The 16,613-nt window shown below is 55.6% G+C and carries 11 protein-coding genes; 7 read left to right on the forward strand and 4 right to left on the reverse strand.

Annotated elements, in window-relative coordinates:
- Positions 1 to 98: 98 nt before the first annotated feature.
- From cmoM to PAG01S_RS00320, 7 genes are all read left to right on the forward strand, one after another.
- On the forward strand, positions 99 to 884 hold the full coding sequence (cmoM, locus tag PAG01S_RS00290; protein WP_062757328.1) for a tRNA uridine 5-oxyacetic acid(34) methyltransferase CmoM: 786 nt from the start codon (positions 99 to 101) through the stop codon (positions 882 to 884).
- Positions 881 to 2,203: a chromosome partition protein MukF gene (mukF, locus tag PAG01S_RS00295; RefSeq protein WP_010254963.1), complete on the forward strand. Its 1,323-nt coding sequence runs from the start codon at positions 881 to 883 to the stop codon at positions 2,201 to 2,203. The genes cmoM and mukF overlap by 4 nt, the downstream gene beginning before the upstream one ends.
- Positions 2,184 to 2,909, forward strand: a complete 726-nt coding sequence (gene mukE / locus PAG01S_RS00300; RefSeq protein ID WP_010669765.1) for a chromosome partition protein MukE — start codon at positions 2,184 to 2,186, stop codon at positions 2,907 to 2,909. The genes mukF and mukE overlap by 20 nt, the downstream gene beginning before the upstream one ends.
- A complete protein-coding gene (gene mukB, locus PAG01S_RS00305) occupies positions 2,906 to 7,393 on the forward strand; it encodes a chromosome partition protein MukB (protein WP_062757330.1) in 4,488 nt (1,495 codons plus the stop codon). The genes mukE and mukB overlap by 4 nt, the downstream gene beginning before the upstream one ends.
- Before the next feature lie 147 nt (positions 7,394 to 7,540).
- A complete protein-coding gene (gene ldtD / locus PAG01S_RS00310; protein WP_062757331.1) occupies positions 7,541 to 9,352 on the forward strand; it encodes a L,D-transpeptidase in 1,812 nt (603 codons plus the stop codon).
- A gap of 185 nt (positions 9,353 to 9,537) precedes the next feature.
- Positions 9,538 to 10,086 (forward strand): peptidoglycan L,D-endopeptidase MepK, encoded by a 549-nt coding sequence (gene mepK, locus PAG01S_RS00315; protein ID WP_010254972.1) that lies wholly within the window; start codon positions 9,538 to 9,540, stop codon positions 10,084 to 10,086.
- A gap of 39 nt (positions 10,087 to 10,125) precedes the next feature.
- A complete protein-coding gene (locus PAG01S_RS00320; protein WP_062757333.1) occupies positions 10,126 to 10,755 on the forward strand; it encodes an MBL fold metallo-hydrolase in 630 nt (209 codons plus the stop codon).
- 42 nt (positions 10,756 to 10,797) lie between these two features.
- Here PAG01S_RS00320 and PAG01S_RS00325 read toward each other — a convergent pair whose 3' ends face one another.
- The 4 genes from PAG01S_RS00325 to pncB form a co-directional block, all read right to left on the reverse strand.
- Positions 10,798 to 11,988, reverse strand: coding sequence for an amino acid aminotransferase (locus PAG01S_RS00325; RefSeq protein ID WP_062757334.1), 1,191 nt, complete (start codon positions 11,986 to 11,988; stop codon positions 10,798 to 10,800).
- Positions 11,989 to 12,222: 234 nt separating this feature from the next.
- The gene (gene ompC, locus PAG01S_RS00330) at positions 12,223 to 13,329 is read right to left on the reverse strand and encodes a porin OmpC (protein WP_061901610.1); all 1,107 of its coding nucleotides are present in this window, start codon (positions 13,327 to 13,329) and stop codon (positions 12,223 to 12,225) included.
- A gap of 301 nt (positions 13,330 to 13,630) precedes the next feature.
- Complete coding sequence (gene asnS / locus PAG01S_RS00335) at positions 13,631 to 15,031, reverse strand: asparagine--tRNA ligase (protein ID WP_010254981.1); 1,401 nt, start codon at positions 15,029 to 15,031, stop codon at positions 13,631 to 13,633.
- A 156-nt stretch (positions 15,032 to 15,187) separates the two neighbouring features.
- Positions 15,188 to 16,393 (reverse strand): nicotinate phosphoribosyltransferase, encoded by a 1,206-nt coding sequence (gene pncB, locus PAG01S_RS00340; protein ID WP_061901609.1) that lies wholly within the window; start codon positions 16,391 to 16,393, stop codon positions 15,188 to 15,190.
- Positions 16,394 to 16,613 lie beyond the last annotated feature (220 nt).

The following is a 16,613-nucleotide window of genomic DNA, read 5'->3' on the forward strand; positions in this document are numbered from 1 at the left end:
AGAGCACCCGGAAGGGAAGATGGGGATGAAAGGTTCATTCTTCTGGTGCCTGTGACAAAATAGCACAAGTCTCACCGCAGCATACCGGAGCGCATGCCATGCAGGATCGTAACTTTGACGATCTCGCGGATAAATTTTCGCAAAATATTTACGGCACCACTAAAGGGAAGATACGCCAGGCCATCCTCTGGGATGAGCTGGAGAAGATAGTGCCCGGTCTGTCACCGCACCCGCTGTCGGTGCTGGATGCTGGCGGCGGTGTCGGCCAGGTCTCCAGCGGGCTTGCTGCGCAGGGCCATCAGGTTCTGCTGTGCGACCTTTCCAGCGAGATGCTGCGCCGGGCCGGGGAAAATGCGGCGGCGCAGGGTGTGAGCCACAACATGCAATTCAGACAAATTAGCGCTCAGCAGGTGGGTGAACATTTGGATAAGCCGGTGGATCTGGTATTGTTCCACGCTGTGCTTGAGTGGGTCGCTGAACCGGAGAAGGTGCTGAAAGCGCTGTTTGATCTGCTGCGTCCGGGGGGCGTCATGTCGCTGATGTTTTACAATCTGCACGGCCTGACATTGCGCACCTTAACGCTGGGTAACTTCGGCTATCTGCGCACCAATCTGACTAAACGCAAAAAGCGAACGCTGTCGCCTGACTATCCGCGCGACCCCGAGCAGGTCTATCGCTGGCTGGAGGCGTGTGGCTTTGTGATTGAGCAGCGTGCCGGGATCCGGGTGTTCAGTGACTACATGAAGCCGCCGAAGGGCGAGCCAAAAAGCGACGACGAAATTATTGAGATGGAGCGGCGTTACTGCCGTCAGGAACCCTTTTTGAGCTTAGGGCGCTACATCCACGTGACCGCGCGTAAACCCGGGCAGAAGGACGAATTATGAGTGAATTTTCCCAGACGGTACCTGAACTGGTCTCCTGGGCGCGCAAAAATGACTTTTCCCTTGCGCTGCCAGTGGAACGTCTGGCCTTTTTGCTGGCTATCGCCACCCTCAACGGTGAGCGGATGGATGGCGAAATGAGCGAAGGCGATCTGATTGATGCTTTCCGTCACGTCAGTAAAGCTTTCGAACAAACCCATGAAACCGTGTTGGTTCGTGCCAACAACGCCATCAACGACATGGTGCGACAGCGCCTGCTCAACCGTTTTACCAGCGAAATCACGGAAGGCAATGCCATCTATCGCCTGACGCCGCTGGCGATCGGCATCACCGACTATTACATCCGCCAGCGTGAGTTCTCGACTCTGCGCCTGTCGATGCAGCTGTCGATTGTGGCCAATGAGCTTAAGCGGGCAGCCGATGCTGCGCAGGAAAACGGTGATGAGTTTCACTGGCACCGCAATGTTTTCGCGCCGCTGAAATATTCCGTGGCGGAGATCTTCGACAGCATCGATATGACCCAGCGTCTGATGGATGAACAGCAGCAGGCGGTTAAAAATGATATCGCCGAACTGCTGAACAAAGACTGGCGCGCGGCCATCTCCAGCTGTGAAATGCTGCTTTCTGAAACCTCAGGAACGCTGCGTGAACTGCAGGATACGCTGGAAGCCGCGGGCGACAAACTTCAGGAAAATCTGCTGCGCATTCAGGATGCCACGCTGGACAGTCCCGATCTGGGCTTTGTCGATAAGCTGGTGTTTGATCTGCAAAGCAAACTCGACCGTATTACCAGCTGGGGCCAGCAGGCGATTGACCTCTGGATCGGCTATGACCGCCACGTCCATAAATTTATTCGTACCGCCATCGACATGGATAAAAACCGCGTCTTTGCGCAGCGCCTGCGGGTATCGGTGCAGAATTACTTCGACGCGCCCTGGGCGCTGACCTATGCCAACGCCGACCGCCTGTATGACATGCGTGATGAGGCGCTGACGCTGCGTAACGACGAAGTGATGGGCGAACTGCCGCCGGAGATGGAGTACGAAGAGATCAACGAAATCCGCGAACAGCTGGCAGCGATGATTGAAGAAGCGCTGCAGGTCTACAAATCGCAACAAAAACCGCTCAACCTCGCGTCAGTGATGCGCGACTACCTGGCCCAGTATCCCCGAGCCCGCCATTTCGATCTGGCGCGTATTGTGGTGGATCAGGCGGTGCGCCTTGGCGTAGCGGAAGCTGATTTAGCCGGTTTGCCTGTGGAATGGCAAGCCATCAATGATTACGGAGCCAAGGTGCAGGCACATGTCATCGACAAATATTGAACAAGTGATGCCGGTTAAGCTGGCACAGGCACTGGCCAACCCGATTTTTCCCGCGCTGGACAGCCAGTTACGCGCCGGACGCCATATCGGTATCGAAGAGCTGGATAATCACGCTTTTCTGATGGACTACCAGTCGTTTCTCGAAGAGTTTTACAGCCGCTATAACGTTGAGTTAATCCGTGCGCCGGAAGGCTTCTTCTATCTGCGTCCGCGTTCAACCACGCTGATTCCACGTTCCGTGCTCTCTGAGCTGGACATGATGGTCGGGAAGATTCTCTGCTATCTCTATCTCAGCCCGGAACGACTGGCCAATGAAGGTATCTTCACCCAGCAGGAGCTGTACGACGAACTGCTCTCTCTGGCCGATGAGAACCGCCTGCTGAAGCTGGTCAACCAGCGTTCAACCGGTTCGGATCTGGATCGCACCAAACTGCAGGAGAAAGTGCGCGCCTCTCTGAGCCGCCTGCGTCGCCTTGGCATGGTGTGGTTTTTCGGCAACGACAGCAGCAAGTTCCGCATCACGGAATCGGTGTTCCGCTTTGGTGCCGACGTGCGCGGCGGTGATGATGCCCGTGAAGCGCAGCTTCGTCTGATTCGTGATGGCGAGGCCATGCTACTGGAAAACGCGACAGCACCGGTCGACACCGATGACGGTGAAGGGCAGGAAGGTGACGCGAGTGAGAACGCAGAGGAAGAACAGGCATGATTGAGCGCGGAAAGTTTCGTTCGCTTACGCTGATCAACTGGAACGGCTTTTTTGCCCGTACCTTTGATCTCGATGAATTAGTGACCACGCTGTCAGGCGGTAACGGTGCGGGTAAGTCCACCACGATGGCGGCATTTGTCACCGCGCTGATCCCCGATTTAACGCTGCTGCACTTCCGTAATACCACCGAAGCGGGCGCGACATCAGGATCCCGTGACAAGGGGCTGCATGGTAAACTGCGGGCTGGGGTCTGCTACTCCATGCTGGATGTGGTGAACTCACGCCATCAGCGTGTCGTGGTCGGTGTCCGTCTGCAACAGGTCGCCGGACGCGATAAAAAGGTCGATATCAAGCCATTCAGTATTCATGGCCTGCCCACCGACACCAACCCAACCGATATGCTGACGGAAGTGCTTAACAGCCGTCAGGCACGCGTATTACCGCTGAACGAAGTCAAAGAGCGGGTTGAGGCGCAGGAAGGGGTACAGTTCCGCGCCTATAACTCAGTCACCGATTATCACGCCATGCTGTTTGATCTTGGTGTGGTGCCGCGTCGTCTGCGCTCTGCCAGCGATCGCAGCAAGTTTTATCGTCTGATTGAAGCCTCGCTGTATGGCGGTATCTCCAGCGCCATCACCCGATCGCTGCGTGATTACCTGCTGCCTGAAAACAGTGGCGTGCGCAAAGCGTTCCAGGATATGGAAGCCGCGCTGCGCGAGAACCGCATGACGCTGGAGGCGATCCGCGTTACCCAGTCTGACCGCGATCTCTTCAAGCATCTGATCTCCGAGGCGACCAGCTACGTTTCGGCTGACTATATGCGCCACGCCAACGAGCGTCGGGGACACCTCGACAGCGCGTTACAGCTGCGCAGCGAGCTGTTCAGCAGCCGTAAGCAGCTCGCCACCGAGCAGTATCGTCATGTTGAGATGGCGCGCGAACTGGCTGAGCACAGTGGTGCAGAAAACGATCTTGAAGTCGATTATCAGGCTGCCAGCGATCACCTGAACCTGGTACAGACGGCGATGCGTCAGCAGGAGAAGATTGAGCGCTACGATGCGGATATCGAAGATCTGACGCTGCGGCTGGAAGAGCAGACCGAAGTGGTCGCCGAAGCGCGTGAAATTCAGGAAGAGAATGAAGCGCGGGCCGAAGCGGCTGAGCTGGAAGTGGATGAGCTGAAAAGCCAGCTGGCCGATTTCCAGCAGGCGCTCGACGTGCAGCAAACCCGCGCTATCCAGTATCAGCAGGCATTGCAGGCGCTGGAACGCGCCCGCACGCTCTGCCAGTTACCCGATCTGAGCATTGAAAATGCGGCTGAATGGCAGGAAAGCTTCCAGGCCAAAGAGGAAGAGGCGACAGAACGGTTGCTGCGCCTGGAGCAGAAGCTGAGCGTAGCGGAAGCGGCGCACAGTCAGTTTGAACAGGCGCTGGCGCTGGTGACCAGCATTGCCGGTGACGTGACCCGTCAGGACGCCTGGCAAACCGGCCGCGAACTGCTGCGTGATGCCAGCAACCAGCGTCATCACGCCGAACAGCTCTCTTCGCTGCGTCTGCGTCTCAATGAGCTGGAACAGCGTCTGCGCGAACAGCATGAGGCGGAGCGCCTGCTGGCGGAATTCTGCAAGCGTCAGGGGCAGCATTATGAAGCGGATGCGCTGGCAGGCCTGCAGCAGGAGCTTGAAGCACAGATTGAACAGCTGAATAGCAGCGTCTCCGACGCCGGTGAGCAGCGCATGATGATGCGCCAGGAGCTGGAGCAGCTGCGCGAACGCATCACCAGCCTGACCGCCCGTGCGCCACACTGGCTGGCGGCGCAGGAGATCCTGACCCAGCTTAGCGAACAGACCGGCCAGGCGCTGAACAGCAGCCAGGACGTCACCGAATATATGCAGCAGCTGCTGGAGCGTGAGCGTGAAACCACCGTCGAGCGCGACGAAGTGGCCGCTCAAAAACGTGATATCGAGCGGCAGATTGAACGTCTTAGCCAGCCAGGCGGTGCGGAAGATGCGCGCCTGACCCAGCTTGCCGAACGGTTTGGCGGCGTGTTGCTGTCAGAGATTTACGATGATGTAACGCTGGATGATGCGCCTTACTTCTCGGCGCTCTACGGTCCGTCGCGTCATGCGATTGTGGTGCCGGATCTCTCCCGCGTTCGTGAGTTGCTGGATGGTCTGGAAGAGTGTCCGGAAGATCTCTACCTGATCGAGGGTGATCCGCAGTCGTTCGATGACAGCGTCTTCAGCGTCGATGAACTGCAGAATGCGGTAGTGGTGAAGGTGGCAGAGCGTCAGTGGCGCTACTCCCGCTTCCCGAAAATACCGCTGTTTGGCCGCGCGGCGCGTGAGAATCAGCTGGAGCTGCTGCATCTTGAGCGCGATAAGCTGGCCGAACGCTACGCCACGCTGTCGTTCGACGTGCAGAAAACGCAGCGTCTGCATCAGTCATTCAGCCGCTTTATCGGCAGTCATCTGGCCGTCGCCTTTGACGCCGATCCGGAAGCGCAGATCCGTCAGCTCGGCGCACGCCGGGGTGAGCTGGAGCGCGCGCTGAATCAGCATGAGAGCAACAATCAGCAGCAGCGTCAGCAGTATGAGCTGGCCAAAGAGGGCGTATCACAGTTAAACCGGCTGCTGCCACGCGTCAATCTGCTGCTGGATGAGACGCTGGGCGATCGCTGCGAAGAGATCCGCGAGCAGGTCGATGCCGCACAGGAAGCGGCGCGCTTCCTGCATCAGCATGGTGCTAAGCTGGCGAAACTGGAACCGATCATCGCCGTGCTGCAGAGCGATCCGGAACAGCATGAGCAGTTACAGGCGGATTATCAGCAGGCGCAGCAGCAGCAGCGCAACGCCCGTCAGCAGGCCTTTGCCCTGACAGAAGTGGTGCAGCGTCGCGCCCACTTCAGCTACGACGACTCGGCCAGCATGCTCAACGGCAACAACGACCTCAGCGATAAGCTGCGTCAGCGTCTGGAGCAGGCTGAGGGCGAACGCAGCCGCAGTCGTGATCGCCTGCGTGAACATCAGGCGCAGCTGACGCAATACTCCCAGGTGCTGGCCTCGCTGAAAAGCGCCTATGATGCCAAGCGCGACATGTTGAAAGAGCTGCAGCAGGAGATGCAGGACATTGGCGTCCAGGCTGACAGCAGCGCGGAAGAACGCGCGCGCGTTCGCCGTGACGAACTCTACACGGCACTGAGTCATAACCGCGCCCGCCGCAATCAGCTGGAGAAACAGCTCACCTTCTGCGAAGCGGAGATGGATAACCTGCAGAAGCGACTGCGTCAGCTGGAGCGTCAGTATCATCAGGTGCGTGAACAGGTGGTCAGCGCCAAAGCGGGCTGGTGTACTGTACTGCGTCTGGTGAAAGAGAATGGCGTTGAGCGTCGTCTGCATCGCCGTGAACTGGCCTACCTGAGCGGCGATGAGCTGCGCTCTATGTCGGATAAAGCGCTGGGTGCGCTGCGTCTGGCGGTAGCGGACAACGAACATCTGCGCGACGTGCTGCGACTCTCGGAAGATCCAAAACGTCCGGAACGTAAAATTCAGTTCTTTATTGCGGTTTATCAGCATCTGCGCGAGCGTATTCGTCAGGATATTATTCGTACTGACGATCCGGTCGAAGCAATTGAGCAGATGGAAATCGAACTGAACCGTCTGACGGAAGAGCTGACGGCGCGTGAGCAGATGCTGGCAATCAGTTCGCGCAGTGCGGCCAACATCATCCGTAAAACGATCCAGCGTGAACAGAACCGTATCCGCCAGCTCAACCAGGGCCTGCAGACCGTCAGCTTTGGTCAGGTACGCAGCGTGCGGCTCAACGTGAACGTGCGTGAAACCCACGCCATGCTGCTGGATACGCTGTCGGAAGAGCACGAGCAGCATCAGGATCTCTTTAACAGCAATCGCCTGACCTTCTCGGAGGCGCTGGCGAAGCTCTACCAGCGTCTTAATCCGCATATCGACATGGGGCAGCGTACGCCGCAGACCATCGGTGAGGAGCTGCTGGACTACCGCAACTATCTGGAGATGGAAGTGGAAGTTAACCGTGGTTCCGATGGCTGGCTGCGCGCAGAGAGCGGGGCGCTCTCAACCGGTGAAGCGATCGGTACCGGTATGTCCATTCTGGTGATGGTGGTGCAGAGCTGGGAAGAAGAGTCCCGTCGTCTGCGCGGCAAAGATATTTCGCCATGCCGACTGCTGTTCCTTGATGAAGCGGCCCGTCTGGATGCCCGCTCCATCGCCACGCTGTTTGAACTCTGTGAGCGACTGGAGATGCAGCTGGTGATTGCAGCACCGGAGAATATCAGTCCGGAAAAAGGCACGACCTACAAACTGGTGCGTAAGGTGTTTAATAACACCGAGCATGTGCATGTGGTCGGTCTGCGTGGTTTTGCTGCCGATCCTTCGCCGGTGCGGGCGGGAAGCGACGCAGATGCGCTGCCCGATTTAACCGCTGAAAATTCGCAGGCGGAAACGTAGTCAAAAACTGAACCATTCGTTAATCTGGTTACGGCATTTGTCGCATGAGGCAAATGCCGTTTTTGTTTGTATACTCACATGATGAGTCACGGCGCGGTCGCAGTGGATACAGGGAACACTGCGAAGTTGAAAAACAAGGGGGCAGGGATGTTGCTGGTAAAAAAATTAAATCATCATCGCGTTCTATCATTGTTAGCGCTGGCGCTAACCGTTGTTCCATTTACGCTACCGCAGGCCGCTGTCATCGCCGCTTTGCCCGGGACAACGCAGGCGGCTATCTCCGTTTCCGAAAGTCAGCAACGCATCCGGCAGGCGTTTTCCAGCGCCGATCAGCCGTTTTATCTGGCACCGCTGGCGACGCTCTATGCATCCCGCCATATGCAACCGCTCTGGCAGGATCCTCAGGCGATACAAAAATTTCAGCAGCAGCTGGCTGAAGTGGCGCTTTCCGGCGTTCAGCCACAGTTCACGCGCTGGATTGAGCGTCTGACTAACCCGGCGATCACCGGCTTTGCCCGGGATGTCGCGCTGTCCGATGCGATGCTGGGCTATCTGCAATTTGTTTCTAATGTGCCGACGCAGGGTGAAACCTGGCTTTACAGCAATGTTCCCTACCAGCTGACACAGCCGTCGGTGGCGGTCGTGAATCAGTGGCAGAATGCGGTCAATGCAGGATCGGGCAACACGTTTATTGCGTCACTGCAGCCGCAGCACCCGCAGTATCAGCCGATGCACGCCGCGCTGAAAACCCTGCTAGGTGATAAACAACCCTGGCCGCAGCTGAAAAGCAGTGAAACGCTGCGCCCGGGACAGGTCAGTGACGATGTGCCGGCGCTGCGTGAAATCCTGCAGCGCAGCGGCATGTTAACGGCGCAGGTTAATGCACCTGCACCGGATGACGATGCGGTGCCGGTGGCCGCCTCACCAGTGACCCACAGCGACCAGCCGGTTGCGGTCAGCCCTTCCGCCGCGCCAGTCACCGATCTGTCCGCGCCTTCACTGCAATCGCCGGGTAACGTTCAGAGTCAGACGCTGGAAGGGAACACCGCCAATGTCTATGACGAGACGCTGGTGGCGGGTGTGAAGCGTTTCCAGCAGTGGCAGGGACTGGATGGCGACGGTGCTATCGGTGCCAGAACGCGGCAGTGGCTTAACGTCTCTCCGCAGATGCGTGCTTCGTTGCTGGCGCTGAACATTCAGCGACTGCGCCTGCTGCCGGACGATATGCACAACGGCATTATGGTGAACATCGCCAACTACTCGCTGATTTATTACAACAACGGCAACAAGATCCTCTCATCACGCGTCATCGTCGGGCGTCCCGATCGCAAAACGCCGTTGATGCGCAGCGCGCTCAATAATGTGGTGCTGAACCCGCCATGGAATGTGCCGACCACGCTGGTGCGTAAAGATATCATTCCTAAAGTGAAGCAGGATCCGACCTATCTCTATAAGCATGGCTATACCCTGCTGTCGGGCTGGAGCGCTGACGCTGAAGTGATCGATCCCAGCATGATCGACTGGCGCATGGTCACCGCTTCATCGTTCCCCTATCGGTTGATTCAGGCACCGGGTGTGGCGAATGCGCTGGGCCGCTATAAATTTAATATGCCCAGCTCAGATGCGATCTATCTGCACGACACGCCGAACCACAACCTGTTCCAGCGGGATATCCGCGCGCTCAGCTCAGGCTGCGTCCGGGTAAATAAAGCGTCTGAACTGGCAGGTTTATTACTGCAGGACGCGGGCTGGAACGATGCCCGCATCTCCAGTACGTTAAAAGAGGGTGACACACGCTACGTGCCCATTCGGCATCGTATTCCGGTCAATCTCTATTATCTGACGGCGTGGGTCGCTGATGATGGCAAACCACAGTTCCGCACAGATATTTACAATTATGATGACACCGCGCGTTCGGGCAGCCAGGCTTTGAGTCGGGCTGAGCAATTGCTGCTCTAGTGATTGATTTTAAATCGTTAGCGGCGGGCCGGTTATTCAGAAAAATGTTATCAAATGGCGATTCCTGCAGGTATCGCCACGCAAACAGGTTGCAGATGGGTTGACGCTCTACTGAGAGAAAGTTATGGTTCGGGCTGTGCGCTTTTTGCACATTTCTATGGCTTCACTCTCAGGTAAATCGTTACATGTCTACTATTGATTCTTTTCGTCGCAAACTACTGCTGTGCGGTAGCGCCGCCGCCGGTCTGGCATTATTACCCGCTTCTGCAAGGGCCTCGCTTTCTACCTCTCGCCCGCGTGTATTGATGCTTAATAATCTTCATACCGGTGAAACCCTTAAAACTGAGTTTTTTAATGGTAAGAGTTACGACAAGGATGAGTTGTCACGATTAAATCACTTTTTCCGTGACTATCGCGCCAATAAAGTGAAAAGCATCGATCCGCACCTGTTTGATCAAATCTTCCGCCTGCAGGCGCTGCTGGGAATGCGTAAACCGATACAGCTGGTTTCGGGCTACCGTTCACTGGCAACCAACAACATGTTACGTGAGAGCGGTCCTGGGGTGGCAAAGCACAGCTATCATACCAAAGGCCAGGCAATGGATTTCCATATCGAAGGGGTTTCTCTGGCCAATGTACGCAAAGCGGCGTTATCTCTGCGTGCGGGTGGTGTAGGATATTATCCCCGCAGTAACTTTGTACATATTGATACCGGGCCGATCAGGCACTGGTAATGACACCGGCAACGCTGCGTGAGCCGGTCATGGAGCGTTATGAATTACCACATTATTCCTGTTACCGCCTTTGCCCAGAACTGTTCAGTTATCTGGTGCGAGTCCACTCGTGAAGCCGCGCTGGTTGATCCAGGCGGCGATGCCGATCTGATCAAAGAGACGCTGGAACAACGCCAGCTTAAACCTTCCCAGATTCTGCTGACTCATGGACACCTTGATCATGTCGGGGCCGCCGTCGAGCTGGCTGCCTTCTGGCAGATTCCGATTGTCGGACCGCAAAAGCGTGATGCATTCTGGCTGGAAGCGCTGCCTACCCAGAGCCGGATGTTCGGACTTGATGAATGCGCGCCTTTTACCCCCGATCGCTGGCTGGAAGAGGGGGAGAGCGTACAGGTAGGGCTGACCACGCTGGAAGTCCTGCACTGTCCGGGCCATTCGCCTGGCCACGTGGTGTTCTTCGATTGGCCAGGACGGTTACTGATTTCAGGTGACGTGATTTTTAATGGTGGTGTGGGACGCACAGACTTCCCGCAGGGCGATCATCAGCAGTTAATCGATGCTATCCGCACGAAACTGCTGCCGCTGGGCGATGATGTCACTTTTCTGCCCGGTCACGGCCCGATTTCTACGCTGGGGCATGAACGCATCAGCAATCCTTTCCTGCAATAAAAAATGGGCCAGCAGGCCCATTTTTCAATTCGGTCATCCTGCTTACAGCACGGCGACAATGGCTTCGCACAGCGCCGACATATTGTCTGGCGTCATGCCCGCCACATTCACCCGCCCTGAGTTCACCGCGTAGACGCCAAACTCTTCACGCAGGCGAATGACCTGCTCTTTGGTTAAGCCACTGAACGAGAACATGCCGTTCTGCTTAATAATAAAGCTGAAGTCGCGCTGTGCGCCTTTCTCCGCCAGCGTGTTTACGAAGAGCTGGCGCATGCGCTGAATGCGCTGACGCATGTCCGACAGCTCCTGCTCCCAGATGGTACGCAGGGTATCGTTGCCCAGAATGGTGGCGACGATGGCGGCGCCATGTGCCGGCGGATTGGAGTAGTTGGCGCGAATGGTGTACTTCACCTGACTGAACGCGGTATCAGCCACGCTCGCATCGGCGGCAACCAGCGTGATGGCACCGACACGCTCGTTATACAGGCCGAAATTCTTGGAGTAAGAGCTGGCGACGATCAGTTCCTGATGCGAGGCGGCAAAAATACGCAGGCCTTCAGCATCTTCCTCCAGACCACGGGCAAAACCCTGGTAAGCGAAGTCGAACAACGGCAGCCAGCCGTTGGCCTGTGACAGCTGCGCCAGCTGTTGCCACTGCTCAGCGGTCGGGTCGATACCGGTCGGGTTATGGCAGCAGCCGTGGAACAGCACCACGTCGCCTGGCTGAACCTGCTGCAGTGACGCCAGCATACCATCGAAATCGAGTGTATGGTTTGCCGGGTCGTAATAGTGGTATTCACAGACCTCAAGACCGGCAGCGTTAAACACGTTGTTGTGATTCGGCCAGCTTGGATTGCTGATCCAGACCCGCTTCACCGATGTTTGCGTGGCGAGGAAATCGGCTGCAACGCGTAGCGCGCCTGTGCCACCCGGTGTCTGAGCCGTGCGAGCGCGGCCAGCGGTGATTAGCGGGCTCTGGTTGCCAAACAGCAGGGCCTGTGTGCAACGGGCAAAATCAGCCAGACCATCAATACTGAGATAGTTTTTGGTGGTTTCATTTTCCAGCAGATATTGCTCAGCTTTTTTAACACTGGTCAGCACCGGGGTCTTGCCGGTTTCGTCTTTATAGACGCCAATGCCCAGATTGATTTTTTCCGGGCGGTCGTCAGCACGAAACAGATCGGCCAGCCCAAGAATAGGATCGGCGGGTGCAGCAGAGATCGATTCAAACATGTGTCAGGTCCATTAGCGTGAACTTTAGCGAAAAGAGCTCTCAGGTTAGCGTCCGGCCAGACAAATGCCAACCGTTTGCGAGACAAATTCATACATTTTGCAGGGCGGATTGCGCGACGGGGAAATGCAGTGATTAAAGCGGGGTAACGGCGCGGGGAAAAACGCACCTGTTGGGAATAGCAGCCATAAAAAAACGGGGACTTAGCCCCGTTTTTAAACATGTTTAAAGCGGAATTAGAACTGGTAAACCAGGCCTACACCAACAATGTCGTCTGTGTTCAGATTCAGTGGGTTGTTGTCATCCAGCTGGTTGATTTTGTAATCAACATAGGTAGACATGTTTTTGTTGAAGTAGTAAGTCGCGCCAACGTCGATGTATTTGTACAGGTCAGCATCGCCGATACCTTCGATATCTTTGCCTTTCTGCTGCACGTATGCAACGGATGGACGCAGACCGAAGTCGAACTGGTATTGAGCAACTAATTCAATAGTCTGGCTCTTATTGGCAAATGCAGTCACTGAGTCGGTAGTGTTAGCTACAGGGATGCCGATAACGGAAGAGTTACGGCCCTCACCGTACAGCGCTGCCAGGTAAACGTTGTTCGCATCATATTTCAGCGCGGTTGCCCAGTTCTCAGCACGTTTGCCCTGACCAACTACGTTACCATTCACAGCAACACCCGCTGCCTGCGAATTTGTACGGTCGCTGCTGCTATACGCACCAACAATGCCTACACCAATTGGTAAGGTATATGAAGTTGAGAATGCATAGCCGTCACCGTTAGCACGATCGATTGCGGTACGTTCGTTTTTACCCTGATACTGAGCAGCAAAGTCCCAGCCATCAACCAGGCCGAAGAAGTTGGTGTTGCGGTAGGTCAGCAGGCCGGTGCTACGACCGTTCATAAAGCTGTCTGAGCCGCCCCAGTCACCACCAAATACTGGCAGCATATCGGTCCAGCCGATTGCATCGTAAACCAGACCGTAGTTACGGCCGTAGTCGATTGAACCGGCATCGCCGAATTTCAGACCCGCGAAGCCCAGACGGGTTTTGGTGCCGTCCCGTGCGTCATCACCTTCAGATTTGTTCGCCTGAATGTTGTATTCCCACTGGCCGTAACCGGTCAGCTGGTCATTAATCTGGGTTTCGCCTTTGAAGCCGAAGCGCACATAAGTCTGATCGCCATCATCACCAGCGCTATCAGAGAATTGGTGACGCGCATCCACTTTACCGTACAGGTCCAGTTTGTTGCCGTCTTTGTTATAGATTTCTGCAGCGTTTGCTGCGCCAGCTACTAACAGAGCAGGGATAACCACTGCAAGAATATTGCGCTTCATCATTATTCATTACCCTCATTGGAGTTATTTGTACACCTGCCACTGCCGTCAAGAAACCTTTACGGGAACCCTGAACGAAGTTTGGTGTCTTCCTGTGTCTGCACGCATCTTTCCATCCCACCCGCCGTAATTCTAGCGCTTAAATGCTACTAAACTCGTAATCTTGTTTCAGTAAGAAAATATGTATTACAAAATGTAAAAAACACGGAACTTTGTGAGAGAACTCAAAATTTACAAAAATAAAAAAAGGCCGGCAGTGCCGACCTCGTTATATATATGAATTTCTTATATTTAATGCCGAATATCAGAAACTCGCGTTGCGTGGGGTGCGCGGGAAGGGGATTACGTCCCTGACATTTTGTACGCCGGTGACATAGGCGATTAAACGTTCAAAGCCTAATCCAAAGCCAGAATGTGGCACGGTACCGTAGCGACGCAGGTCACGATACCACCAGTAATCTTCTTTATTCAGACCCATCTCTTCCAGACGCGCATCCAGGACATCCAGACGTTCTTCACGCTGTGAACCGCCAATGATCTCACCAATGCCTGGCGCCAGAACATCCATCGCCGCCACGGTTTTGCCATCGTCATTCAGGCGCATATAGAACGCTTTAATGTCTTTCGGATAGTTTTTCACCACCACCGGCGCTTTAAAGTGTTTCTCGGCCAGGTAACGCTCATGCTCAGAGGAGAGGTCAATACCCCAGGAAACCGGGTTTTCGAAGGTCTGACCGCAGTTCATCAGGATCTCAACCGCATCGGTATAATCCACCTGCGCGAAATCGGTGGTGATGAAACGCTGCAGACGCTCAACCGCCTCTTTATCTACCCGCTCAGCAAAGAAGGCCATGTCATCGGCACGCTCTTCCAGCACCGCGTTGAAGACATACTTCAGCATTGATTCGGCCAGTGCAGCGGCATCATCCAGTGAGGCAAAAGCGATTTCCGGCTCCAGCATCCAGAATTCCGCCAGATGGCGGCTGGTGTTGGAGTTCTCTGCGCGGAACGTCGGACCGAAGGTGTAGATCTTCGACAGGGCGCTGGCATAGGTTTCGCCATTCAGCTGACCTGAAACGGTCAGGAACGCCTCTTTACCAAAGAAATCTTCGCTGAAGTCAACTTTGCCCTGATCGTTACGCGGCAGATTTTCCATATCCAGCGTAGAGACTCGGAACATTTCGCCGGCACCTTCGGTATCGGAGGCGGTAATCAGCGGAGTCGAGACCCAGAAATAGCCATTTTCATGGAAGAAGCGATGCAGCGCCTGCGCCAGGGTGTGGCGAACGCGGGCGACCGCGCCAATCAGGTTGGTGCGCGGACGCAGGTGAGCTACTTCGCGCAGATACTCGATACTGTGGCGTTTCGCCGCCATCGGGTAGCTGTCGGGATCTTCCACCCAGCCCACGACTTCCAGGCTGGTCGCCTGAATCTCAAACGCCTGGCCCTGACCCGGCGAGGCCACCACTTTACCGGTGACGATAACGGAACAGCCCGTGGTCAGACGCAGCACTTCATCCTGATAATTATTCAGAGAATTATTGACGACAGCCTGAACGGGATTAAAGCAGGAGCCGTCATAGACAGCGATGAAGGAAAGACCGGCTTTGGAATCTCTTCGGGTACGCACCCAACCACGTACGGTGACTTCACTGTCAACCGCGACGCGACCGTGCAGTACGTCCGCTACAGGCACTACGCTCATAAATATCTCTCTATATAGAAGAAGTGAGTAAAAAGTTGCCCCATCCGGGGTTTTGCTATGTTACTTGCGAGTCTTCAGGAAACAAGCAAAATTCAGGGGGAAAGCAGATTTATTACAGCAGAGGCGGGGCGTATCAACGCCCCGATAAGAAGAGGATTAACTCGCTTTTTTCACCAGCGGCAGATCAAAAGCTTTACGCAGGGCTCTGACAAAGGCTTTATCCTGGCAGATAGTTTTGCCCGGGCTGTCTGAGAGTTTCGCCACCGGCTTGCCATTGCACTGCACCAGTTTGATAACGATGTTAAGTGGCGTCACGCCCGGAATATCGCAGGTGAGGCGGGTACCGATGCCGAACACGACGTTAGTCCGCTGGCCAAAGTGGCGGTAAAGCGCCAGCGCTTTGTCGAGATTCAGGTTGTCAGAAAAGACCAGGTGTTTGCTTTGCGGATCGATACCCAGCTTCTGGTAGTGGGCGAGTGCTTTCTCGCCCCATTCGACCGGATCGCCGGAGTCGTGGCGCAGTCCCTGGTAGCGGCGGGCAAACACCGGGCCGAAATCGCGCAGAAAGGCGTCCATGGCGATGCAATCGGTGAGGGCGATGCCCAGCTTATCGTCATACTCATCCAGCCACGCCTGCAGCGCCGCGCGCTGGCTGTTGGCCAGTACCGGACTGATCTGCTGGAAGGCCTGGAACCACTCGTGCGCCTGTGTTCCCACCGGCGTCAGTGACAGACGGCGCGCCAGATCATAATTACTGGTGCCAATCAGCCATGGGAAATCCTGTTTCAGCGTTGAGACGATCGACTGCTGCACATCCTGCGAATAGCGACGACGGGTGCCGAAATCCATCAGGCGGAAGCGTGACATATCAAGGTCAGCCACCTGGCCTTTAAAGTCGCCGAGTTTCTGATGTAAGTGGTCAAGTGCCTGCTGAGTAGTGACCTGCGGCGTGCGATGACGATGCACAATCTCACTGATCAGCGCCAGCAGCGGCACCTCCCACATGATCACTTCTCGCCACGGCCCCTGAATACGGAGTTCCAGCTTGCCATGATGATTGCGCACCTCAACCTGATCCGGGTTATAGCGGAACTGGCGTAACCAGCTGAGGTAATCCTGCTGGAAGAAGGGAAGGTGAGACAACCAGGTCGCTTCATCATCAGTCAGCGCCAGGTGTTGCATTGCGGTTATCGCGTCACGAATTTCGTCAGCGTAGAGACCCAGCAGTTCGTCGCCGCGGCAGCGAAACTCCGCCGCCACCGTTATGTCATGATAGCGGTGGAAAACGGCCTGCTGCATATGGAGCTTATAGGCGTCCGTATCCAGCAGCGAGGTCAGTATCGGGGAAGCATGTCCTGTCATGGCGCGTTTCAGCATCCTGTTCGGTGGCGCAGAGCCCGGTGTTGTACACAGTCATAAAGACGCAAAAGTATAATTCACTATCTGAAGCCGATCACAGCATATTTCAGACGGGCGGGTCGAGGCCAATCTGTGCCATTGTTAACAAAGTGTAGCCATTTCACCCTTTAGGTGCATTGTGCGTGGCAAGCTTGTAGTAACAAGCTTAGACTTTGCCGGTAAA

The organism is Pantoea agglomerans NBRC 102470, assembly GCF_001598475.1.
Taxonomy (GTDB): domain Bacteria; phylum Pseudomonadota; class Gammaproteobacteria; order Enterobacterales; family Enterobacteriaceae; genus Pantoea; species Pantoea agglomerans.

What these genes read in the sequence shown, in the direction of transcription:
- ldtD (WP_062757331.1), top strand. Translation starts at nt 7,541, where the DNA reads ATGTTGCTGGTAAAAAAATTAAATCATCATCGCGTTCTATCATTGTTA.
- asnS (WP_010254981.1), bottom strand. Translation starts at nt 15,031, where the DNA reads ATGAGCGTAGTGCCTGTAGCGGACGTACTGCACGGTCGCGTCGCGGTT.
- mukB (WP_062757330.1), top strand. Translation starts at nt 2,906, where the DNA reads ATGATTGAGCGCGGAAAGTTTCGTTCGCTTACGCTGATCAACTGGAAC.
- pncB (WP_061901609.1), bottom strand. Translation starts at nt 16,393, where the DNA reads ATGACAGGACATGCTTCCCCGATACTGACCTCGCTGCTGGATACGGAC.
- ompC (WP_061901610.1), bottom strand. Translation starts at nt 13,329, where the DNA reads ATGATGAAGCGCAATATTCTTGCAGTGGTTATCCCTGCTCTGTTAGTA.
- mukF (WP_010254963.1), top strand. Translation starts at nt 881, where the DNA reads ATGAGTGAATTTTCCCAGACGGTACCTGAACTGGTCTCCTGGGCGCGC.
- mukE (WP_010669765.1), top strand. Translation starts at nt 2,184, where the DNA reads ATGTCATCGACAAATATTGAACAAGTGATGCCGGTTAAGCTGGCACAG.
- mepK (WP_010254972.1), top strand. Translation starts at nt 9,538, where the DNA reads ATGTCTACTATTGATTCTTTTCGTCGCAAACTACTGCTGTGCGGTAGC.
- PAG01S_RS00320 (WP_062757333.1), top strand. Translation starts at nt 10,126, where the DNA reads ATGAATTACCACATTATTCCTGTTACCGCCTTTGCCCAGAACTGTTCA.
- cmoM (WP_062757328.1), top strand. Translation starts at nt 99, where the DNA reads ATGCAGGATCGTAACTTTGACGATCTCGCGGATAAATTTTCGCAAAAT.
- PAG01S_RS00325 (WP_062757334.1), bottom strand. Translation starts at nt 11,988, where the DNA reads ATGTTTGAATCGATCTCTGCTGCACCCGCCGATCCTATTCTTGGGCTG.